This is a genomic window from Aeromonas sp. S9(2024), assembly GCF_041403185.1.
GTDB classification, from domain to species: domain Bacteria; phylum Pseudomonadota; class Gammaproteobacteria; order Enterobacterales; family Aeromonadaceae; genus Aeromonas; species Aeromonas enteropelogenes.
Genome location: NZ_JBGLRE010000006.1, coordinates 63,175 through 84,076 on the forward strand (window position 1 = coordinate 63,175; position 20,902 = coordinate 84,076).

Annotated in this window: 17 protein-coding genes; 8 read left to right on the forward strand and 9 right to left on the reverse strand. The window is 61.3% G+C overall.

The genetic code is table 11. The annotated features are described in order from the left end of the window. Positions 1 to 13: 13 nt before the first annotated feature. Positions 14 to 622: a 2OG-Fe(II) oxygenase gene (locus ACB028_RS11515; RefSeq protein WP_342016663.1), complete on the reverse strand. Its 609-nt coding sequence runs from the start codon at positions 620 to 622 to the stop codon at positions 14 to 16. 290 nt (positions 623 to 912) lie between these two features. Here ACB028_RS11515 and ACB028_RS11520 point away from each other — a divergent pair, with 290 nt between their 5' ends. Both ACB028_RS11520 and ACB028_RS11525 read left to right on the forward strand, forming a co-directional pair. Next, on the forward strand, positions 913 to 1,389 hold the full coding sequence (locus tag ACB028_RS11520) for a glutathione peroxidase (protein ID WP_061475318.1): 477 nt from the start codon (positions 913 to 915) through the stop codon (positions 1,387 to 1,389). A 162-nt stretch (positions 1,390 to 1,551) separates the two neighbouring features. After that, positions 1,552 to 2,943: a DEAD/DEAH box helicase gene (locus ACB028_RS11525; protein ID WP_371144336.1), complete on the forward strand. Its 1,392-nt coding sequence runs from the start codon at positions 1,552 to 1,554 to the stop codon at positions 2,941 to 2,943. 86 nt (positions 2,944 to 3,029) lie between these two features. On the opposite strand, the gene hutW is transcribed toward ACB028_RS11525, so the two are convergent. Beyond that, a complete protein-coding gene (gene hutW / locus ACB028_RS11530; RefSeq protein ID WP_371144337.1) occupies positions 3,030 to 4,406 on the reverse strand; it encodes a heme anaerobic degradation radical SAM methyltransferase ChuW/HutW in 1,377 nt (458 codons plus the stop codon). A 262-nt stretch (positions 4,407 to 4,668) separates the two neighbouring features. Here hutW and ACB028_RS11535 point away from each other — a divergent pair, with 262 nt between their 5' ends. Then, a complete protein-coding gene (locus tag ACB028_RS11535) occupies positions 4,669 to 6,264 on the forward strand; it encodes a methyl-accepting chemotaxis protein (protein WP_371144338.1) in 1,596 nt (531 codons plus the stop codon). Positions 6,265 to 6,359: 95 nt separating this feature from the next. Here ACB028_RS11535 and aroG read toward each other — a convergent pair whose 3' ends face one another. The 5 genes from aroG to ACB028_RS11560 all read right to left on the reverse strand — a co-directional run bounded on the left by aroG (position 6,360) and on the right by ACB028_RS11560 (position 12,050). Further along, entirely contained in the window at positions 6,360 to 7,415 is a 1,056-nt protein-coding gene (gene aroG, locus ACB028_RS11540) for a 3-deoxy-7-phosphoheptulonate synthase AroG (RefSeq protein ID WP_216992185.1), read from the reverse strand. A gap of 194 nt (positions 7,416 to 7,609) precedes the next feature. Then, the gene (gene aroA / locus ACB028_RS11545) at positions 7,610 to 8,893 is read right to left on the reverse strand and encodes a 3-phosphoshikimate 1-carboxyvinyltransferase (RefSeq protein WP_342016668.1); all 1,284 of its coding nucleotides are present in this window, start codon (positions 8,891 to 8,893) and stop codon (positions 7,610 to 7,612) included. Between the two features lie 165 nt (positions 8,894 to 9,058). Next, the gene (gene serC, locus ACB028_RS11550) at positions 9,059 to 10,147 is read right to left on the reverse strand and encodes a 3-phosphoserine/phosphohydroxythreonine transaminase (protein WP_371144339.1); all 1,089 of its coding nucleotides are present in this window, start codon (positions 10,145 to 10,147) and stop codon (positions 9,059 to 9,061) included. Between the two features lie 224 nt (positions 10,148 to 10,371). Then, entirely contained in the window at positions 10,372 to 11,301 is a 930-nt protein-coding gene (locus tag ACB028_RS11555; RefSeq protein WP_371144340.1) for an electron transfer flavoprotein subunit alpha/FixB family protein, read from the reverse strand. Further along, on the reverse strand, positions 11,298 to 12,050 hold the full coding sequence (locus ACB028_RS11560) for an electron transfer flavoprotein subunit beta/FixA family protein (RefSeq protein ID WP_371144341.1): 753 nt from the start codon (positions 12,048 to 12,050) through the stop codon (positions 11,298 to 11,300). The genes ACB028_RS11555 and ACB028_RS11560 overlap by 4 nt, the downstream gene beginning before the upstream one ends. A 138-nt stretch (positions 12,051 to 12,188) precedes the next feature. On the opposite strand from ACB028_RS11560, the gene ACB028_RS11565 reads away from it, so the two are divergent. From ACB028_RS11565 to ACB028_RS11575, 3 genes are all read left to right on the forward strand, one after another. Continuing rightward, positions 12,189 to 13,847 carry an electron transfer flavoprotein-ubiquinone oxidoreductase gene (locus ACB028_RS11565; protein ID WP_371144342.1) on the forward strand — a complete coding sequence of 553 codons (1,659 nt, stop codon included), beginning with the start codon at positions 12,189 to 12,191 and terminating at the stop codon, positions 13,845 to 13,847. A 433-nt stretch (positions 13,848 to 14,280) separates the two neighbouring features. Next, positions 14,281 to 15,228 (forward strand): magnesium/cobalt transporter CorA, encoded by a 948-nt coding sequence (corA, locus tag ACB028_RS11570; protein WP_026456618.1) that lies wholly within the window; start codon positions 14,281 to 14,283, stop codon positions 15,226 to 15,228. 134 nt (positions 15,229 to 15,362) lie between these two features. Then, positions 15,363 to 15,824, forward strand: a complete 462-nt coding sequence (locus tag ACB028_RS11575; RefSeq protein WP_026456619.1) for a DUF2919 domain-containing protein — start codon at positions 15,363 to 15,365, stop codon at positions 15,822 to 15,824. Between the two features lie 14 nt (positions 15,825 to 15,838). Here ACB028_RS11575 and ACB028_RS11580 read toward each other — a convergent pair whose 3' ends face one another. Continuing rightward, the gene (locus tag ACB028_RS11580; RefSeq protein WP_371144418.1) at positions 15,839 to 16,600 is read right to left on the reverse strand and encodes a hypothetical protein; all 762 of its coding nucleotides are present in this window, start codon (positions 16,598 to 16,600) and stop codon (positions 15,839 to 15,841) included. Positions 16,601 to 16,770: 170 nt separating this feature from the next. On the opposite strand from ACB028_RS11580, the gene ACB028_RS11585 reads away from it, so the two are divergent. Further along, positions 16,771 to 17,322, forward strand: a complete 552-nt coding sequence (locus ACB028_RS11585; protein ID WP_124240555.1) for a lipoprotein — start codon at positions 16,771 to 16,773, stop codon at positions 17,320 to 17,322. A gap of 201 nt (positions 17,323 to 17,523) precedes the next feature. Continuing rightward, a complete protein-coding gene (locus ACB028_RS11590; protein ID WP_371144343.1) occupies positions 17,524 to 19,521 on the forward strand; it encodes a hypothetical protein in 1,998 nt (665 codons plus the stop codon). 73 nt (positions 19,522 to 19,594) lie between these two features. Here ACB028_RS11590 and glgC read toward each other — a convergent pair whose 3' ends face one another. Further along, positions 19,595 to 20,869, reverse strand: a complete 1,275-nt coding sequence (gene glgC, locus ACB028_RS11595) for a glucose-1-phosphate adenylyltransferase (RefSeq protein WP_061475333.1) — start codon at positions 20,867 to 20,869, stop codon at positions 19,595 to 19,597. Positions 20,870 to 20,902 lie beyond the last annotated feature (33 nt).

Here is a 20,902-nt window from a genome sequence, read left to right on the forward strand (position 1 = left end):
GGGGAAAAAGAGCTCAGCGCGGCGGGTCGACCCGACCCACGCCGTTGCCATTGACCCGAAACCAGCCAGCGATGCTGAAGCGTTCGCGATTGGCGGGCAACACCTCATGGGGGAACTCTTCGGATAAAAACAGCACCAGCCGCCCCCCCTTGGGCGAGACATCCATCAGCCACTGCTCGTCGTTGTCATACATTCGCAGCATCCCGCCCGCCTCTGGCTGCCAGTCGTTGTTGAGATAGAAGACGGAGGTGAGCCGCCGGTTGGAGCGACCGGCGAAGGCGTCGCGATGGGTGGCATAAAAATCGCCGCTGCGATAGCGGGCAAAGTGGGCCTCGTAATCGAACAACCCCAGCATCAGCATGCGATTGGCAGCCAGACGCAAGGACTCCATCCGGGCGAGGTAATCGGCCACGGGCGCGCCGAGGGAAGGCTCCAGCCAGTGGATCTGATCCCGGCGAATGTCCCGGTTGCCCTGATGCTGCGCCTCGCGCCCTATACCCGCCGGTTGCCACTCGTCTGGCAGACAGGCCTTGAGGGCATCCACCTCGGCAGCGGTTAAAAAATCATCCACTATCACCCACCCCCGGGTGTAAATGGCATCCATGACGGCTTGATAGTCCAAGATTGACTCGCAACAAGTGGAAAAGAGAGCGCTTTTTAGCGACTTCCCGGCCGGCGCACAAACCGGTTTGCTTATCTTGAGAAGTCCCATCATCAATACGTGATCTGCCGGATTTCGCGCGCCTTTTTCGCGCCGGTTGTGATCCCGCCCCGCATCGACTCAAGGCCAGTGCCAAAAATGTGATAACGGCCGCATGCCTCGGCGCCGCCCGGTGCAGCCACTTGCCCCAGACAGAGTCGCCCGATACCGTAATCCCCATTCCGGTTTGCAATCCACACAAGGAAGATGCCATGCCCCTGCCCGACCTGACTCTGCAACGCCTCGACGGCAGCCCCTACCCGCTGGCACAGCTGGCGGGCAAGGTGATCCTGGTGGTCAATGTCGCCAGCCGCTGCGGCTTTACTCCCCAGTACACCGGGCTCGAGGCCCTCTATCTGGATCTGGGCCCGGCCGGGCTGGAGATCCTGGGCTTTCCCTGCAACCAGTTTGGCCAGCAGGAGCCAGGGGATGCCGAGGAGATCGCCCGCTTCTGTTCCCTCGACTATCCGGTCACCTTCCCCATCATGGCCAAGTGCGAGGTCAACGGCGAGCAGGCCCACCCCTTCTACCAGTGGTTAAAGAAAGAAAAGCCGGGCTTGCTCGGGCTGGAAAACATCAAGTGGAACTTCACCAAGTTTCTGATCGACCGGAATGGAAACGTGGTGGACCGATTCGCCCCCACCACCAAGCCGGAGAGCCTGACCGAGCAAATCCGCGCTCTGCTCTGACGCCTACCTGCCTGCTTGGCATGACGGCCGGTGCGACAGCTACTGCGCAGCGGCCGCACTTCTGCTATATTGCGCCCCCGTTATCGTTTCTATCTTGTGGCGGGTGCCAAGGCACCGGCCATCCGTTGAGCCAGGTGCTCACCAGAGGAGTTTCTCTCGAACATGTCATTCAATGAACTGGGTCTGTCTCCGCACATCCTGCGGGCCGTCAAGGAGCTGGGTTACGAACAGCCAACCCCCATCCAGCAGCAAGCCATTCCGGCCATTCTGGCCGGTCAGGATGTGCTCGGCGGCGCCCAGACAGGCACAGGCAAAACGGCCGGCTTCACCCTGCCCATGCTCCAGCGCCTGCTGGCCAATCATGGTCGTGGCCGCCGTCAGGTACGCGCCCTGGTGCTCACCCCGACTCGCGAGCTCGCCGCCCAGGTGGGCGAGAGCATCATCAAATATGCCCATCACCTGCCGTTTCGTACCCTGATCGCCTACGGCGGCGTCAGCATCAAGCCCAATCTGGACGCCATCAAGCTTGGCATCGATATCCTGGTAGCTACCCCGGGCCGTTTGCTGGATCTGCTGACCCAGGGCGCTCTGACTCTGAACGAGCTGGAAGTGCTGGTGCTGGATGAGGCGGACCGCATGCTCGACATGGGCTTTATCCACGACATCCGCCGCATCATGAAGGCGCTGCCCGCCGAGCGGCAGACTCTGCTCTTCTCCGCCACCTTCTCGGATGACATCAAGGCGCTGGCAGACGATCTGCTGAACGACCCCACCCTGATCGAGGTCGACCCCAGCAACACCGCCGCCGAGCAGGTGACCCAGCGCATTATCCAGGTCGACCGGGAACGGCGCCGCGAGCTGCTCTCCCACATGATCGGCCGCGGCAACTGGCAACGGGTATTGGTGTTCGTACGCACCAAGCAGATCGCCGATCGCCTGGCCCACCAGATGCAAAAAGATGGCCTGGATACCGTCGCCATCCACGGCGACAAGAGCCAGGGTGCCCGCAACCGGGCGCTGGCCGATTTTCGTGAAGGCAAGGTACGGGTGCTGGTCGCCACCGACATCGCCGCCCGTGGCCTCGACATCGATCAACTGCCCCATGTGATCAACTTTGAACTACCCCAGATGGCGGAGGACTACATCCACCGCATCGGTCGCACCGGCCGTGCCGGTCGCGGCGGCGAGGCCATCTCCCTGGTGAGCCAGGACGAGCTGGGTCAGCTCAAGGCCATCGAATCCCTGATCGGCCAGTCCCTGTCGGTGGAGATCCTCGACGGGTATGAGCCGAGCGGCAAACCGAGCCGCCAGACTCTGCCCGGCAGCAAGCCGGTACAAAACCCGCCGCGTGCCCGTGGCGGCGCCAATGCCAAGGGTGGCAAGGGCAAACCCGCCGCAGGCAAAGCCAAGGGCGATGGCGCCAAGAAGCCGGCTCAGTCTCCTCAAAACAAGTCTCGCAAGCGGGAAGTGGTGGGCGAGGACGTCGGGTTTGCCCCCATGCGCCGCCTGCCCAAAGCCCAGCGGGACAGCTATCAGGAGAGCGACGACGAGTAATTCGTCCCGCGTTGCCATGCTGCTGAGTCAAACAAAGGGAGCCAGTTCGGCTCCCTTTGTGCTTTTTGACGATCGGGCAAAAGCCCCTACACCAGGGAATGGCGCACGCTACCGGGATGCTTGCCAGGATGACGTGCAATCTGGCTACCATCGAGCGGGCGATGCTGCAAAAACTCGAACAGCCCCGCCTGCAAATTGACGTTCCAGAAGCGCCCGGCCAGGGTCAGCGCCAGCCGCTCGTCCGTCAAGCTGGCCAGCCCGTTTCGCTGCCACCCCTCAAACAACGGCTGCAGATGTGCACGCAGCGGCGCAGGCAGGCTCGCCAGGGCCAGCCAACCGCGATCGAGGGCGCCTCGCAACAGTCCGTCTATCCGGGCGTCGGGGTTGCGGCTCATCACCATGCCTGGGGCCCGCTCACCCTTGGCCAATGCGTTGTGCCAACCGTCAAGATCGCGGCCATTCATCACCCCGTGACCATGAATGCTGCCCCCCGCACCCGCGCCAAAGGGGAGGATTTCGGCCCCGCGCTTGGCCATCTGGTTGTAGCGGCTCTGCTCTGCGTTACTGCGTCGCCAGTGGCTGCAGGAGAGGCGCTCCCACCCCTGTTGCTCCAGCTGGCTGGCACCATAGGCGTACATGGCGGCTCGCTGCTGACCATCGGCCGACCAGCCCAGCTTGCCTTTCGCCTCGGCCCGCTCGAGATTGGTGCCTGTCATGGCGATGAGCTGGTAGAGATCCACCCCGTGCACCCCGCTTGCCATCACGTCGCTGATGTCCTGGCGCCATACCTCGTCATCCTGCCCGGGCAGACCGAAGATAAGGTCGGCCACGATCACGGCCGCATCGTCCCGGGTCAGCTCGCCGAGTCGGCGCAGCAGGGTCTCCCTGTCATCAAAACGGGCCGCCTGCTGGCGCACGCCGGTATCAAAACTCTGTACGCCAAACGAGAAACGGTTGAAGCCCCCTGCCAGGGCGGTCTGCCACTTGGCCTCGTCAAACCCGTTGAGACGCCCCTCCAAGGTCACCTCCACATCCGGGGTCAACGGAAAGTGCCCAATGGCATTGGCCAGCCGGGCCAGATCCTCTACCGCCATATCGGTGGGGGTGCCCCCGCCCACATAGACGGCAGAGAAAGGTTTGCTTTGGCCCAACGGGGTCTCGGCAGCCGCGTTCAGACTGGCACACAGGGCCGCCATATAACGGCTCATGCGCGCCGGATTGGCGCCATTTTCAAAAAAATTGCAAAAACTGCATCGCTTGCGACAAAAGGGGATGTGGATGTAAAGGGCCCGCTCGTCGGCTTCACTCTCTTGCTGCCACCAGGCTTGCCAGGCGGCTTCGTCGAGGGACAGGGGGCGCACACCGCCCCGGCTGGCATGGGCCGAGGTTTTGCCACTGAAGGCAAATTTAAGGGGATCGGGAGTCGCCATGCCGATCATGGTCGGCGTCAGATCTCTTGTCATCGTTGCAGGATTACCATCTGAAATAACGCAAATGATAACCACTATCAATTAACTTCAAGTTTGTGCTGGATCAACTCAGGGTCAGAGAGCCCTGATTTGCTACCTGTCATTAACTGCTAATGTCGATCTAATTAACAGATAAGTTACTCAAGATGAGGTAGGGTGTGCCGATAGAAAGTCATCTCCCCCTCTCGACCATGATTCATCGGGGAAAGATGCCAATCATTGACGATCGCTTACCTGTGCATGGACTCTGCCAACGATGCAAAACCTGTCTCTCAACTGGAAAATGTTCCTCCCCCTCACCCTGGTCATCGGCTGCACATTTGCCCTCAGTTTTGAACTCTCCGCCTGGTTGCAGCGGGATCTCGCCATCCGGCTGGCGGGCGAAAAGGTGGAGAGCGCCGCCAACACCTACATGGATCAGCTCAACGTCCTGATGATGACGGGAGGCATGGCCAATCGACAGATAGTGCAGACCAAGCTCAAGAGCGAACAGGGTATCGTTGAGGCCAGGGTCATTCGCGCCCCCGCCGTGAGCGATCTGTTCGGGGCGGGTCATCCGGATCAGAAAATCGCGGATGCGCTGGATGAGCGCGCCATCAAGCAGGGCGAGGTCGTCTTCGAGCAACAGGGCAACCAGCTCACCCTGATAAAACCCTTCAAGGCCTACAAGGAGTATCGCGGTACCCAGTGCACCACCTGCCACCAGGTGGCGGAGGGAACCGTCATGGGGGCGGTGCGGATCAGTTACGATCTCAGTCATACCTTCAGTGAAATCCATCGCAACAACCTGATCCTGAGCGGCAGTCTGGCCGCCGTGTTCAGCCTCGGCTTCGCCCTGCTCTGGTGGGTGCTGCAGCGCTACATCAAGCGTCCGGTTCGTCATCTGCAGCTCAATATGACCCGCATGGCCAAGGAGCGGGATCTCTCCCTCCCCCTCATCAATCGCAGCCAGGATGAGCTGGGCCAGATGACCCGTGCCGTCAGCGACATGGTGCAGGGGTTTCGCCACAGCCTGCAATCTGTCGAGAGTGCCACCCATCAGCTTTATCAGGAGTCAAACCAGATAAGCGAGGTCGCGACCCGTACCGAAGGAGCGGCCCGCCAGCAGGAGAGCATGACCGCCCAGGTGGCCGCCGCCGTGAGTGAGCTGGCCGCCAGCTCCCACGAGGTACGCGAACATGCCCGCAAGAGCGCCGAGCTCTCCGCCCTCACCAATCAGGATGCCGCCGAGACCAGCCGCCTCGCCCAGCGCTCCATCACCGATATGGACGAGATGTCGGAGGAGATAGAGCGGGTCGACAAAGTGATCCAGCAGCTCGACAACCGCTGCCTCGCCGTCGACGGCGTGCTGGAGGTGATCAAGGGGATCGCCGATCAGACCAATCTGCTGGCCCTCAACGCAGCCATCGAGGCGGCCCGTGCCGGCGAGCAGGGTCGCGGCTTTGCGGTGGTGGCGGACGAGGTGCGGGCCCTCTCCAACCGCAGCCGCGCCGCCAGCGAGGAGATCTCCCAGATGATCGCCGCCCTGCAAAAAGAGGCGCAGAGCGCCGTTGTGGTGATCGGGGATGCAAAAGCCAAGGCCGACGAGAGCATTCACAAGACCGAGGCCACCCTGGCGGCCATGCAGAACATCATTGGGCGCATCGCCAGCATCAATGATCTCAATGCCCAGATGGCGCAATCCGCCGAAGAGCAGGACAGGGTCTGCAGCGAGGTCGATCGCTCGGTGAGCGACATTCGCAACAGCGCCAACGACACCCTGGGCCAGGCCCATGCCGCCAACCTGGCCAGCCGCCAGCTGGTCGAGCAGTGCAAGACGCTGGAGCAGTTGCTCAAGACCTACCGCTGGTAGCCCGATGACAGACAGCAAAAAGCGCGACCCGGGTCGCGCTTTTTTATTGCCTTGGTGCTTGCCAAGAAAGAACCGGCAAGCGCCAGAGGTACAGATCAGCCTGCATTGCGGGTGGCTACCGCATCGGCCAGGTTGCGCAGCAGGCTCTCGGTGTCGGCCCAGCCGATACAGGCGTCCGTGATGCTCTGGCCGAAGGTGAGCTCACACCCGTCCACCAGATCCTGGCGCCCTTCCACCAGATGGCTCTCCACCATGACGCCGAACACCGCCTTGCTACCGGCACGCAGCTGACCTGCCACGTCCTCGGCTACCAGCATCTGGTTCTTGAACTGCTTGCTGCTGTTGGCGTGGCTGAAATCGATCATCACCTTCTGCGGCAGCCCCGCCTTCTCCAGCCCCTTCACCACCTCGCTGACATGGCCGGCGCTGTAGTTCGGCTCGCGGCCACCGCGCAGAATGATGTGGCAATCCGGGTTACCGGCGGTCGCCACGATGGCGGAGTGACCGTACTTGGTCACCGACAGGAAGTGGTGCGGCGCGCTGGCGGCGCCGATGGCGTCGATAGCCACCTTGATGGTGCCGTCGGTACCGTTCTTGAAGCCCACCGGGCAGGAGAGCCCGGAGGCCAGCTCGCGATGCACCTGGGATTCGGTGGTGCGCGCCCCGATGGCGCCCCAGCTCATCAGATCGGCCACGTATTGCGGAGTGATCATGTCGAGGAACTCGGAGGCGGTCGGCAGCCCCATGTCGTTGAGATCCAGCAGCAATTTGCGTCCCAGGCGCAGGCCGTCGTTGATCTGGCAGCTGTTGTCGAGGTAGGGGTCGTTGATGAGCCCCTTCCAGCCCACAGTGGTGCGCGGCTTCTCGAAATAGACCCGCATCACGATCTCGAGCTGATCTTTGAGCTCGTCGCGCAGCGCCTTGAGGCGCTTGCCGTATTCCAGCGCCGCGACCGGATCGTGGATGGAGCAAGGACCGATCACCACCAGCAGGCGATCATCGTCACCGGTCAGAATGCGGTGAATGGCCTGGCGAGATTCAAACACCGTATTTGATGCGGTCTCGGTGGCCGGAAACTTCTCAAGCACCGCAACCGGGGGCAATAACTCTTTGATTTCACTGATACGAACGTCGTCGGTTTGATGCTGCATGACAAGGCTTCCTGCTAGATGACTGCGATAATGAAACTTCAATCTAGCCCTCGACAGAGGCGGTGTAAATAGAAAATTACATCGATAGCAAAACTATTTCACCAAGCAATCTTGCAAGTTACTGAAATGGTGCTACCGCGAATACCAAAGACAACAAGGCCCGCACAATGGCGGGCCTCACGGGTACAAATCAATCAGTCATGCTGACTGATGCTGGCCAGCTTGTCGAAGTAATCCGGGAAGGTCTTCGAGGTGCACTTGGGATCATTGATGGTCACCGGCGTATCCGACAGTGCCACCAGGGAGAAGCACATGGCGATGCGGTGATCGTTGTAGGTATCGATCGCCGCATGGTTGAGTTGGGCCGCCGGGGTCACCGTGATAAAGTCGTGCCCTTCCTCCACATCAACACCCAGCTTGCGCAGCTCGGTGGCCATGGCGTGCAGACGGTCGGTCTCCTTCACCCGCCAGTTGTAGATGTTGCGAATGGAGGTGGGCCCCTCGGCAAACAGCGCCGCCACGGCGATGGTCATGGCCGCATCCGGGATATGGTTCATGTCCATGTCGACCCCGTGCAACGTCCCCTGCTCGGCCTCGATGAAGTCATCGCCCCAGGTGATGCAGGCTCCCATCTTCTCCAGCACGTCGGCAAAGTGAATGTCGCCCTGGATGCTGTGCTTGCCGATGCCGGTGACCCGTACCTTGCCTTTGATGGCGCCTGCCGCGAGGAAGTAGGAGGCGCTGGAGGCATCCCCTTCCACCAGGAAGTCACCCGGGCTGACATAGGTCTGGTTGCCCTTGATGTAGAACACCTTGTAGTTGTCGTGTTCGATGACCACCCCAAACTGCTTCATGATGTGCAGGGTGATGTCGATGTAGGGTTTGGAGACCAGCTCCCCCTTGATGTGGATGCGGGTGTCGCCAGCCGCCATGGGTGCCGCCATCAAAAAGGCGGTCAGGAACTGGCTGGAGACGGAGCCATCCACGTGCACGTCACCACCCCAGAGTCCCTTGGCATCCACCACCAAGGGCGGATAGCCATCTTTTTTCAGGTACTGGATATGGGCGCCCGCCTCGCGCAGGGCATCCACCAGATGGCCGATGGGACGCTCTTCCATTCGCGGCTCGCCCCCCAGGGTGTACTCACCGGAACCGAGGCACAAGGCCGCACACAAGGGACGCATGGCGGTGCCTGCATTGCCGAGGAACAGATTGACCGGCTCTTTCACCGCAAAGCTGCGACCCAAACCGTGCACGGTGCACTCGGTCTTGTCGGCAGAAAGCTTGTATTTGACGCCGAGCTGGGTCAGCGCCGCCAGCATGTGGCGGATATCATCGCTGTCGAGCAGATTGGTCAGACGGGTGGTGCCGCGAGCCAGGGCTGCCAGCAGCAGGGCCCGGTTGGAGACACTCTTGGAGCCGGGCAGATTAACCTCGCCAGCCACACGGGAAATGGGTTCCAGACGCAACGAATTCATAGACTTCCTGTACTATCTCAAAAAAACACCTGTCCGGACGTTAACAGCCCGCGCCCAGCTCGGCAAGGGTACTTTCGGGGTAAATATGGCGGCGGGCGCCGCATTCAGGACAAGCAGAAAAAGACGCCGGGCTCAGCCCGGCGTCTGACATCAGCAGGGAAAAACTCAGCCGTGGCGCTTGGCAAAGCCGTTCATGAAGCTGACCAGCGCCTTGACCCCTTCCAGCGGCATGGCGTTGTAGAGGCTGGCACGCATGCCACCGACAATGCGATGGCCCTTGAGCGCCAGCAGGCCAGCCGCTTCCGATTCGGCCAGGAACAACTTGTCCAGCTCGGCATTTTTCAGCTGGAACGGGATGTTCATGCGGGAGCGGCAGCTGGCATCCACCTGGTTGCCATAGAAGCTCGACTGATCAAGATAGTCGTAGAGGAAATCGGCCTTCTCCTTGTTGCGTGCTTCCATGGCCGCCAGACCGCCCTGCTCTTTCAGCCACTCGAACACCAGACCGGCCAGATACCAGGCATAGGTGGGCGGGGTGTTGAACATGGAGTCGTTCTTGGCGGTGAGCTGGTAGTCGAAAATCGAAGGCACATCGGCGCGCGCCTGGCTCAGCAGATCGTCGCGCACGATGGCAATCGCCAGGCCGGAGGGGCCAATGTTTTTCTGGGCGCCGGCATAGATGATGCCAAAACGGCTCACATCGAGAGGACGGGAGAGGATGGTGGAGGAGAGATCCGCTACCAGCGGCACATCGCCGGTGGCCGGGATGTCGAACATCTCGATGCCGTCGATGGTTTCGTTCGGGCAGTAGTGCACATAGGCCGCATCGGCGCGAAACGCCGGGGTCGGCAACAGGTGGGAGATGCCCTGCTCATTCTTGGCAACCCCTTGATAGGTCTTGATGTCGCCGTACTTTTTGGCCTCATCCACGGCGCTCTGGGACCAGACGCCGGTCAGCAGAAAGTCAGCCTTCTTGTTGGCATCACCCAAGAGGTTCATGGGCACGGCGGAAAACTGGCCGCGACCGCCGCCGTGCATGAACAGCACCTTGTAGTTGTCCGGCACCGCCAACAGCTCGCGCAAGTCTGCTTCGGCCTTCTCGGCAACCGCCATGTAGGGCTTGCCGCGGTGGGACAGCTCCATGACCGAGGCTCCCAGCCCCTGAAAATTACAAAATTCGCGCTGGGCGCGCTCCATGACTTCGACCGGCAACATGGCGGGGCCGGCGCAGAAGTTGTAAATCTGTTTGCTCATGACGCTTTCCGTGAATGGATGAGAGTGATCGATGACTTGTCAGGTTTTACACAAGAGAGGCTTGCTGATCAAAGGCTTTTTGGGATCTGGCGCACTCTTTTCGGTCATGATGAAACGTCAGACAGAAGAGAAAAAGCCCTGAACGGGTCAGGGCTTGCTGAGAACATGCGCAGAAATGGTCGCGAGTCCGCATAAAACGCGAGTCACCGCCTTTTCTGACAAATTTACACCTTGGCGGTAAGTTCCGGCAGCAGGGTGAAGAGATCCCCCACCAGACCATAGTCCGCCACCTGGAAGATGGGGGCCTCGCTATCCTTGTTGATGGCCACGATCACCTTCGACTCCTTCATCCCCGCCAGATGCTGGATGGCTCCCGAGATGCCGACCGCGATGTAGAGCTCGGGGGCGACCACCTTGCCGGTCTGCCCCACTTGCAGATCGTTGGCCACAAACCCCGCATCCACCGCGGCGCGCGATGCCCCCACGGCGCCACCCAGCTTGTCCGCCAGCGCCTCGATGAGGGCAAACTGCGCCTTGGAGCCCAGTGCCCGCCCGCCGGATACCACCACTCGCGCCGCCGCGAGATCGGGCCTGGCCGAACGGATCGCCTGGCGCTCGACCAGACGGGTACGGCACTTGAAATCGGGCACCGGCAAGGCTTCGACGGGCGCGGACGCCCCCTGTTGCCCCACCTTGGCAAAGGCGGTCGGACGGACCGTCATCACCTTGACGGGTGCCGAGCTTGCCACCCTGGCGATGGCATTGCCGGCATAGATGGGACGCAGGAAGGTATCGCCGCTCTCGATACCGATCACCTCGGCAATCATCTCCACCCCCAGCCGGGCCGCCACTTGGGGCAGCAGCGCCTTGCCCGTGCTGCTGGCCGCCATCAGGCAGTGTTCATACCCTCGGGCATGAGTGGCCAGCAGCTTGTCGACCCCATCCAGCAAGCCGTCTGCCAGCATGGGATGCTCGGCCAGCAATACCTTGTCGACCCCTTCCAGTTGCGCGGCCTGCGCCGCCGCCTCGCTCAGCCCCTGCCCGAAGAGCAGCAGATGGATATCGCCCCCCAGTTGCCCTGCGGCCGTGACCAGCTGTGCGGCGTTGTCGGCCAGCCGGCCCTGATGATGTTCGGCAATGATCAGCACGCTCATGGCAGCACCTTCGCTTCGTTCTTGAGTTTGTCCACCAGCTCGTCCACCGAGCCGACCCGGATCCCGGCGGTGCGCGCAGGGGGCGCCATCACCCCGAGCAGCCGGGTCTGACCGGCAGGCTCGACGGCAAGGGCGGCAAACGGTGCGCTCTCGAGCGGTTTGCGCTTGGCCTTCATGATGTTGGGGAGCGAAGCAAAGCGCGGTTCGTTGAGCCGCAGATCGACACTGACGACAGCGGGCAATGGCATACCGAGGGTCTCAAGGCCGCTGTCTATCTCGCGGGTCACCAGCAGCTCCCCCCCCTCAAGCTTGATCGCGCTGGCACAGGTAGCCAGCGGCCAGTCATTGAGGGCCGCCAGCATCTGGGCTACCTGATTGTTGTCTGAATCGATGGACTGCTTGCCAAGGAGCACCAGATCCGGCTGCTCCAGCTCGCATACCTGTTGCAGGGCGCGGGCCACGGTGAGCGGCGTGAGCGTCTCGTCCGTCACGTAGTGGCGGGCCCGATCCGCCCCCAGCGCCAAGGTATGGCGCAGCTGTTCGGCAGCGGCCTCTGGCCCGAACGTCACCACCACCAGCTCGCTTGCCACCCCGGCTTCCCGCAGTCTGACGCCCTCCTCCACCGCAATTTCACAAAACGGGTTGATACCCATCTTCACGTTGGCGAGCTCAACATCCGAGCCGTCTCCCTTGACCCGGATCTTGACGTTGTAATCTACTACCCGTTTGATCGCGACCAGCAGCTTCATGGGGTCATGCCTCATCTGTTTGGGTTGAATTCATTGACCAGTCCTTGCACTTTTTTGTTTGATTTTTTTACTTACAAGAGCTTTACGTTTACGTAAACTACCAGCACTACCCTAGGCCAACTAGAGCGCAGAGGCAAGATGGAACGGGAAGCAATGGAATTTGATGTCGTCATCGTGGGTGGCGGCCCGGCGGGGCTCAGCGCAGCCATCGCCCTGAAGCAGCACAACGCCGACCTGTCGGTCTGTTTGTTGGAGAAGGGAGCCGAAATTGGCGCCCACCTGCTCTCCGGCGCCCTGTTCGATCCCGTTGCCCTCAAGGAGTTGCTGCCGGATAGCTGGCAGGAGGCCCCCCTCGGCATACCGGTCAGCGACGATCAGGTGCACCTGCTGCAAAACGATAGCCGGGCACTGCAACTGCCCCACTGGGCGGTGCCACCACGGATGCACAACGCGGGTTGCCATATCCTGAGTCTTGGCAACCTCTGCCGCTGGCTCGCTCGGCAGGCGGAAGCACTGGGAGTCGAAATATACCCGGGCTTCACCGCCAGTGAACTTATCATGGAAAATGGCCGGGTCAAGGGCGTGCTCACCGGCGATCTCGGGCTGGATCGGGCCGGTAACCCCAAGGCGGATCACGTGCCCGGCATGGCACTGCTCGGCCGCTACACCCTGTTTGCCGAAGGGGCCCGCGGCCATCTTGGCAAGCAGCTCATCGCCCAGTTCGGGCTGGAAAACAGCGCCCAGCCGCAACACTACGCCATCGGCTTCAAGGAACTGTGGCAACTGCCGGCCGGCCAGAGCCATGCTGGCCGGGTGTTGCACGGCAGCGGCTGGCCCCTTGGCAAGGAAGGGAGCAATCACAGCCACGGTGGCTTCTACCTCTATCATATGGAAGGGGATCAGGTGGCAGTCGGCCTTATCGTCGATCTCAACTACCAGAACCCTTGGCTCAGCCCGTTTGACGAGTTCCAGCGTCTCAAGCACCACCCGCTGATCGCTGAAGTACTCAAGGGAGGCGAGCGCATCAGTTATGGCGCCCGTGCTATCACCAAGGGAGGCTGGCACTCCCTGCCCCACATGCATTTCCCCGGCGGCCTGCTGATTGGCTGCAATGCCGGCACTCTGGATTTCTCCCGCATCAAGGGCATCCACACCGCCATGAAGTCGGGGATGCTGGCGGCCAAGACCGTCGCCATGAGTCTCAAGGGCGGGGATGAAGGGGGACGGGATCTGGCCGAGTTTGGCGATGCGTTACAGCAAAGCTGGCTGGCCGGAGAGCTGAAAACGGCGCGCAATTTCGGCGCAGCCCTGCATCGCTATGGCCCCTGGTTTGGTGGCGCCTTCAATTGGCTGGAACAGCGCCTCTTTCACTCCCGCCTCTTCAGGGAAGGTTCGCCCTTTACCCTGCTGGACAGGGAGCCCGACTACCGTCAGCTGCGCATGGCCAGTCGTTGTGAGCCTATCGACTATCCCAAGCCGGATGGCAAGCTCAGCTTCGACAAGCTCTCGTCCGTCTATCTGGCCAACACCAGCCACGATGAGGATCAGCCCTGTCACCTCAAATTGCAGGATGAACAGATCCCGGTCGAGGTCAATCTGGCCACCTGGGCCGAACCCGCCCAGCGTTATTGTCCGGCCGGCGTCTTTGAGATCATTGAGGCCGAACGCGAGCCACGGCTGCAGATCAACGCCGCCAACTGCATTCACTGCAAGACCTGCGACATCAAGGATCCCAGCCAGAACATCACCTGGACACCGCCGCAGGGGGGCAGTGGACCCAACTACCCCAATATGTGACAGGGACTTATACGACGGAGCCTTATGTTGAGGAACATGATGTTCAGGAGCATTGCCATACAGACCCGAGATGGCATGGCTAACCAGCCCCTCAACATCTCCCCCGGCTGTTGCCCAAGGGGGAGATGGCCCCAACTGCCCATCAGGTGAAAGAGGCTTATCCCTCATCCCGGGAAGCGGCAAAGCAGATGCCTCCGGGCTGACCACTTTCCAGCCAGATCCGATGATCCGACCTCGCTGTTTTTTTGAGCGAACAGGCTGAACCCAGCATGAATAAGCCCTGACAAGCGCGGCCCGCCCCTGTATAGTTCGCCGCATTCAGGTTTTCCATCGGCCCGTTCAGCTTGTCCACGGGATCGCTTTCTACGCGCTCTAAGGCCGCATGACCTGTGCAACCATCCCTGATTACCCATGACTTTTTAAGGGGGGACAGATGATCACCGCCTACATTCTCAATAACAAGGTACTGGACATAGTCACGCTCGGGCCTGACGACATAGTGCCTGACAACACGGTCTGGCTGGATGCCTACAAACCGGACACGGCGGAGCGAGAATGGTTGACGGGCCTGTTCCTGGAAGAGGTGCCCGACAAGGAGGAGCTGGACGACATCGAGGCGTCGGCCCGTTTCTACTGGGACACCGACGGTCTGCACATTCACTCCCTGTTTCCCCAGCGGATCGGTCGTGACACCAAGGGTGTCCACGTCTCCTTTACCCTGCGCAACAACCTGCTGATCAGCATCCGCGAGGATGATATCGGCCTGGTGCGCCTGCTGCGCCACTATATGCGCCAGGACAGGCTGGAGGTGGAGGATGCCCTCGATATCCTGCTGGAGGTGCAGAACCTGAAAGTTGAGTACCTCTCCGACCTTATCGAGGATGGTTACAAAACCTTGGAAAACACCGCCGATCAGATCTTCGAGCCGGATCAGATCAACCCCATGCTTAAAGAGTTGATGGCGCAGGAAGAGGCCAACGGCCAGATCCGTCTCTCACTGCACGATACCCGGCGCGCCCTGCGTTTTTTGAAGCGCAGCCTGCGCCAGCGCATGAGCCTGGAGCAGAACAAGTGGATCGACGAGATGCTGCACGACGTGGAGTCCCTGCTGCCCCACACCCAGTTCCTGTTCGACAAGATCAACTTCCAGCTGGAGGCCTCCATGGGGGTGACCAATCTGGAGCAGAACAAGGTGATCAAAATCTTCTCGGTGGCCGCAGTGATCTTCCTGCCACCGACGCTTATCGCCAGCATCTACGGCATGAACTTCGGCCGCATGCCGGAGCTCGCCTGGGAGTACGGCTATCCCCTCTCCCTGGTGCTGATGGTGATGTCATCGCTCGGCACCGGCCTCTTCTTCAAACGCAAGGGCTGGCTGTAACGCCACCTTGAATGACACACGCGGATTGGGGGGCATGGCCCCCCGATTAATTCCTCTCTCCCCCTGCGCCTTGCAAAGGGCCCTGTCCCGCCCCATATCTGCCACATCCTTCATCCAAGCGGATCACGGGCCTTATGACCCTCTACCCCGAACACAGATATGACGATCACGGCCAGCTGCGCCCCCCACTCTGGTTTTGGCCCATTGCCCTGTTGCTGACCCGCTCGGTTTGGCTGTTTCTAATGGCGGGGGTCAGCCGGGAGAGCGGCAGCGACATTCTCGCCCTCTTCTATCCGGACAAAATCAGCCTCTATCTCAGTCTGCTGACCGATGTGCCCGCCATGCTGGCGCTGCTCGCCTGTGGCGGCACCTACCAACAGACCAAGAGTGCACGGGCATGGCTCAGGCGCCACAGCCGGGGCCTCTTGCTCTGCTCTGCCGCAAGCGGCCTGGTGATGCAGCTGCACAGCCTCAATCTGCAGAAGTGGAGCTTCAGCTGGCCCACCGCCCTGGTGCTGATCGCCAGCCTGTGGAGCCTCTGGTATCTGCTGCGCAGTCGCCAGCTGCGTGAATACGCCGCCGACCAGCCCCATTAAGGGAGTGCTCCTGGCTATTGGCGGGTGACCCTGATCTGCAGGGTCTGGCGCTCGCTCTGGTTGCCACCCCCGGCCTGCAGTTGGGTACCCAGGCTACTGCCTTGCCGGGCCGAGCTGGTCGAAAGCTCTCCCACCGTCAGCCATTGGCCCGGGGCACCGCTCACCTCGGTGGCGCTCTGCCCTCTGTTGATGGTGCCCTGCTCCAGCCTGGCCTGCTCGCTGCTGAGCGCTATCTGTACCCTGTCGCCAATCAGGGTAGCGGTGGCATAGAGGCCGTTGACCAGCGGCATCAGCCCCACCACCTGGCCGCCGCGCCACTGATAGAAGGTCACTGGTTGATAGGATCCCATCTGCAGCAATACGGGTCGCCCCGACAAGCCTCGCACCTGCCAGCTGTCGTTTTGGCTCTGCTGGTATTGTTGGGCGTTGCCATCCAGCAGCCATTGCCGTTTGGCCTCATCGCGGCCAACCCCGACACCCAGCTGCTGACCGCTGGACGCGCCATCGACCCGCCATTCGATGAGCAGGCTCTGGGGCGGCTTGTTGAGCTGGGCCAGGGTCGTCTCGGCCTCCTGCAACTGGGCCGGGGTACCACTCAGCACCAGCTGGTTGCCCATGGCGCTTACCCCGAGATCCGGGTAGATCTCCCTGAGAGTCTGCACCGCAGCGCCGGCATCAAAGACCGGGATCACCTTCACCTCGGCGCGAAGCAACCCACTCCAGAGCCAGACCAGAGCGCAGAGCACCATCCCCAGCCAGCGACCGCCTTTGTCCATCTTGTTCATCGCACTCTCCTCGCTCCCGCATCTATCGCTTTCACTATGGCAGCCTGCTCCTTGCTGATGATGGCCCCTCGCCCCACCCGAATACATGGGTAAGCAGGGCTCCCGCCCAGCACGGATTATCGCGTAAGATAGCGACATCTTTTTATCAAGCGGATCCCTTCATGTTGAAACAGTTGTTGTTACTCCCCCTCGTCCTGCTGCTGGGTGCCTGCTCGCTCACCCAGTACAACGTCAGCGAGGCCGAAATCAACCAATACCTCAAGGATCAGGTCTCCTTTGAAAAACAGCTGGGGATCCCCGGCATCATGTCGAGCAAGATCCGCCTCGATGAGATGCAAAGCCGCATCGGCCGCAGCCAGCCGGATCGCATCGAGCTGGATGCCGCCGGCGATCTGCAGGTACTGAGCCCCCTCGGCAACCAGCAGATGAAGGTCCGCTTTGCCCTGCGGGCCCGTCCGGAATACCTGGCGGATCAGGGTGCCATCTATCTGCGCGATCTGGAGCTGCTCTCGGTCAAGACCGAACCTGCCGACATAGGCGCGGCGCTCACGCCGCTGCTGCCCACCTTCAACCAGTCGCTCTCCCTGTTCCTGTCCCAGACCCCCGTCTACCGGCTCGATGCAAGCCGCCAGAATGAGGCGAGGATCAAGGAGAAAGTCGAAGCCCTCAAGGTGGAACCTGGCCGCTTGGTGATCCCCTTCAAGGTGTTCTAAGCCCGCTCCTTGCCATCGCCCTCTGCGCGATAACCGTGATCACCACCCCCACCGTCCCGCCTTGTGTCGTTTGCACTGGTCGGGGCGGTTTTCACTTCTCAACGCCGTCCAAATCACACATAATGCGCACCATTCTCATTTAGATTCGTCATGAGAAGCGTCACAATAAACCCGATAATAAAACCAATGGTGAGAAGGGACATGAGAAAAACCGTACTGGTACAGGCGATCGCCTGCGCACTGCTGGGTAGCGCCGCGCACGCTGCCGTCAAGGTGGAAGACAAGACATTCAACACCGCCGCCAACATGCTGGCCTACACCGAATTCGAGCTCTCCGGCGAGCCGCTGGCCGAGGCCCTGGGTCTGGATCTGGACGTGCTCGACGCCAACCGCGCCGACGAGCCAACTCCGTTCGACTTCGCCGCCGGCATCGAATCTTACGAATACTCCGAAGAGGCGATGTACGCCCTCAACTACCAGTCCGGCATGGGCCCGCACCTGGTGAACGGGCCGCAGAACCTGGCCCGCGGCGGCACCCTGGCAGATCTCGGCAAGCGAGTGCTGGCCATGGCCGACGCCGTCGGCTTCCCGGCCGATGAAGTGCCCCAGGGCATGTATCCCCTCTCCTTCCCCTATGCCTCTGCCAATCCGGAGTTTGCCCAGGCCGTCAACACGACCCCGGTCAACGGTGACCAGATCATCATCAAGACCGCCAAGGGCAACGAGAAAACCGTCAAGACCCAGGTGCCGGCCTACTTCCGCGACTACGCCACCCTGCGCTGGAGCGGCAGCGACAACCTGCTGGTACCGGCTGCCGTGGGTGGCATCCTGCTCAAAGAGGTGATGTGGTCCCAGGACTTCCTCGGCGGCATGCATGTAGCAGAGAGCGATGAAGAGGTGGAGGCCGCCTCCGCCACCATGGATCAGGACGGCAAGCACAAGCTGGGGGTTTCCGCCGCCGATGGCTTCAATGGCATGATGCTGACCGAACAGTCCATCGACAAGCTGGCCATTCTGCAAAGCCAGCTCGGCTTTGACGGCAAGGCCCTGGGCGCCAAGATCACCCCGCAATACGATCCGGCCAAGGGCGTGATTTACTTCCCCCATCAGGTGAAAGTGACCGAGACCAGCAAGAACGAAGTCGGTGCCATCGGCAAGCTGGAAGTGGTCGACGGTTCCGCCCAACTGCGCGATGCCTGGATGATGCTGTGGCCGCTCTCCGAGTTCTACGCCTTCAGCGATCAGCGCAGCGCCAACACCAACCAGAACCCGGCCTTCCACGCCGTGTTTGACGGAGCGCCGTTTGCCGCCGCGCCGGCTGCCAACAAGGCCAATGATCTGACCAAGGCAGTAGCAGGCAACGACGCCTTCTCCCTGGCCCTGAACCTCTCCAACCTGACCTTCAAGAACCTGGCCGCCCTGCACTTCGAGCCCAAGGCCGGCACCCTGGTCGACAGCTGGCAGGATGGCAAACAGGCCAAGCACGTCACTACCTTCGACGCCGCCTACACCCTGGTCGCCCTGCAGATCTTCCAGCGCGCCCAGGACGCCCTGCCGGTAGGCTACGCCGCCGGTGACAATGGCGAGCTGAACCTCAAGACCAAACAAGGGCAGGAGGCGCTCGCGCTTATCACCAAACAGGCCGACTTCATCCTCGCCCAACTCAAAGGCAGCAATGGGCTGGTGCACGACGGTCTGACCCTGGGTGGATCCGTTGACGCTGGCCAGTCTGTCGAGACCCAGTTTGCCGCCATCCGCGGCCTCACCGCCGCCTTCCTGGCGACTCAGGACGTGAAGTACCGCACCGCGGCGCGCGAGCTCTTCATCGCCACCGACAAGGCCTACTTCAACCAGAAGGCAGGTACCTGGCTTGCCGGCAAGCAGGGTGAATACACCCCTTGGACCCAGGCTGCCATCTCCGGCGCCCTGCGCTCTGCCATGCTGAACCTGCGCAACGAAGGGGCCGAGAAGGCGCCCGAGCTGGAGCTGGCCAAGCTGACCACCCAGTACGTCAGCTGGTTCCGTGGCACCGTCAACGGCGGCATGCAGATGGCCGAGTGGATCGGTGACTCCGGTGAGAACATCATCACCGGCGCCGGCAGCGATACCGATGAAGATGGCGTCCCGCAGGTCACCGCCGCCGGTGGCAAGCACGGCACCGCCATGGTGATGGCAGGCAAGGCCGCGATCAGCGAATAAGCCACAGGTCACATCATGCAAAAGGGAGCCTCAACGGCTCCCTTTTCATTATTACGTCAGGCAAGGTACGGGCTTACGCCAGCTTCTCCAGCATTCCCTTGGTGACCAGCACTATGCCTTGTTCTGAGCGGTAGAAGCGACGGCTATCCTCGTCGGCATTCTCTCCCACCACCAGCCCATCGGGCAGCACACACCCCTTGTCCACCACCACCCGGCGCAAACGGCAGCCCGCCCCCACTTCCACCCCGGGGAAGATCACCGCCTGATCCAGGGTGCAGAAGGAGTGAACCCGCACATTGGTAAACAGCACAGAGTTGAGCACAAACGACCCGCTGACGATGGTTCCGCCGGAAAACATGGAGTTGATGGTCATGCCATGCTGGCCGTTTCGGTCCTGCACGAACTTGGCGGGCGGTGTCAGGGTCTGGCTGGTCCAGATGGGCCAGTTTTCGTCATAGATGTCGAGCTCCGGTACCACGGAGGCGAGATCCATGTTGGCCTCCCAGAAGGAGTCCAGGGTCCCCACATCACGCCAGTAAGGTTTCTGCCCCTCCTTGGCCCCGACGCAGGACATGCTGAAGGGGTGGGCAAACGCCTTGCCCTCCCCCACGATGCGGGGAATGACGTCCATGCCGAAGTCATGTTTGGACTCCTGGTTGAGGATGTCCTCTTCCAGCAGCTGATAGAGATACTCCGCCTCGAAGATATAGATCCCCATGGATGCAAGGGACTTGTCTTCGCAGCCCGGCATGGCTGGCGGGTTGGCGGGTTTCTCCACGAAGGCGCGGATCTTGCGCTGCTCGTCGATGTCCATAACGCCGAAGGCGGAGGCCTCCGAGCGGGGCACCTCGATACAGGCTACCGTCACCTTGGCACCAAGGCGCACGTGATCGAGCAACATGGCGGCATAGTCCATCTTGTAGATGTGATCCCCCGCCAGCACCACTATGTACTTGGGACCATAGTCACGAATGATGTCGACGTTCTGATAGATGGCGTCGGCAGTACCGCGATACCAGTGCACCTCGTCCACCCGCTGCTGAGCTGGCAGCAAGTCGATGAACTCGTTCATCTGGTAGCGCAAAAAAGACCAACCCGATTGCAGATGTCGCAGCAGGCTGTGGGATTTGTATTGCGTCACCACCCCTACCCGACGGATCCCCGAATTGATGCAGTTGGAAAGCACAAAATCGATGATCCGAAACTTTCCTCCGAAATGCACCGCAGGCTTGGCCCGGTTGTCGGTCAGCTGCTTCAGGCGGCTGCCACGTCCTCCCGCCAGTACCAGCGCCATACTTTGATTCAACAACTGCCGTGCTTTGGCACTATTCCCTGGCTCTAACAACATGATTCACCTCTGCCTCGTTTGATCCATTTCGAA

Bases quoted from the DNA above. Each gene is read 5' to 3' on its own strand.
- ACB028_RS11590 (WP_371144343.1), top strand. From the start codon at position 17,524: ATGAGAAAAACCGTACTGGTACAGGCGATCGCCTGCGCACTGCTGGGT.
- aroG (WP_216992185.1), bottom strand. From the start codon at position 7,415: ATGCAGCATCAAACCGACGACGTTCGTATCAGTGAAATCAAAGAGTTA.
- ACB028_RS11565 (WP_371144342.1), top strand. From the start codon at position 12,189: ATGGAACGGGAAGCAATGGAATTTGATGTCGTCATCGTGGGTGGCGGC.
- ACB028_RS11585 (WP_124240555.1), top strand. From the start codon at position 16,771: ATGTTGAAACAGTTGTTGTTACTCCCCCTCGTCCTGCTGCTGGGTGCC.
- serC (WP_371144339.1), bottom strand. From the start codon at position 10,147: ATGAGCAAACAGATTTACAACTTCTGCGCCGGCCCCGCCATGTTGCCG.
- ACB028_RS11535 (WP_371144338.1), top strand. From the start codon at position 4,669: ATGCAAAACCTGTCTCTCAACTGGAAAATGTTCCTCCCCCTCACCCTG.
- ACB028_RS11525 (WP_371144336.1), top strand. From the start codon at position 1,552: ATGTCATTCAATGAACTGGGTCTGTCTCCGCACATCCTGCGGGCCGTC.
- ACB028_RS11520 (WP_061475318.1), top strand. From the start codon at position 913: ATGCCCCTGCCCGACCTGACTCTGCAACGCCTCGACGGCAGCCCCTAC.
- hutW (WP_371144337.1), bottom strand. From the start codon at position 4,406: ATGACAAGAGATCTGACGCCGACCATGATCGGCATGGCGACTCCCGAT.
- glgC (WP_061475333.1), bottom strand. From the start codon at position 20,869: ATGTTGTTAGAGCCAGGGAATAGTGCCAAAGCACGGCAGTTGTTGAAT.
- ACB028_RS11555 (WP_371144340.1), bottom strand. From the start codon at position 11,301: ATGAGCGTGCTGATCATTGCCGAACATCATCAGGGCCGGCTGGCCGAC.
- aroA (WP_342016668.1), bottom strand. From the start codon at position 8,893: ATGAATTCGTTGCGTCTGGAACCCATTTCCCGTGTGGCTGGCGAGGTT.
- ACB028_RS11580 (WP_371144418.1), bottom strand. From the start codon at position 16,600: ATGGACAAAGGCGGTCGCTGGCTGGGGATGGTGCTCTGCGCTCTGGTC.
- ACB028_RS11575 (WP_026456619.1), top strand. From the start codon at position 15,363: ATGACCCTCTACCCCGAACACAGATATGACGATCACGGCCAGCTGCGC.
- ACB028_RS11560 (WP_371144341.1), bottom strand. From the start codon at position 12,050: ATGAAGCTGCTGGTCGCGATCAAACGGGTAGTAGATTACAACGTCAAG.
- corA (WP_026456618.1), top strand. From the start codon at position 14,281: ATGATCACCGCCTACATTCTCAATAACAAGGTACTGGACATAGTCACG.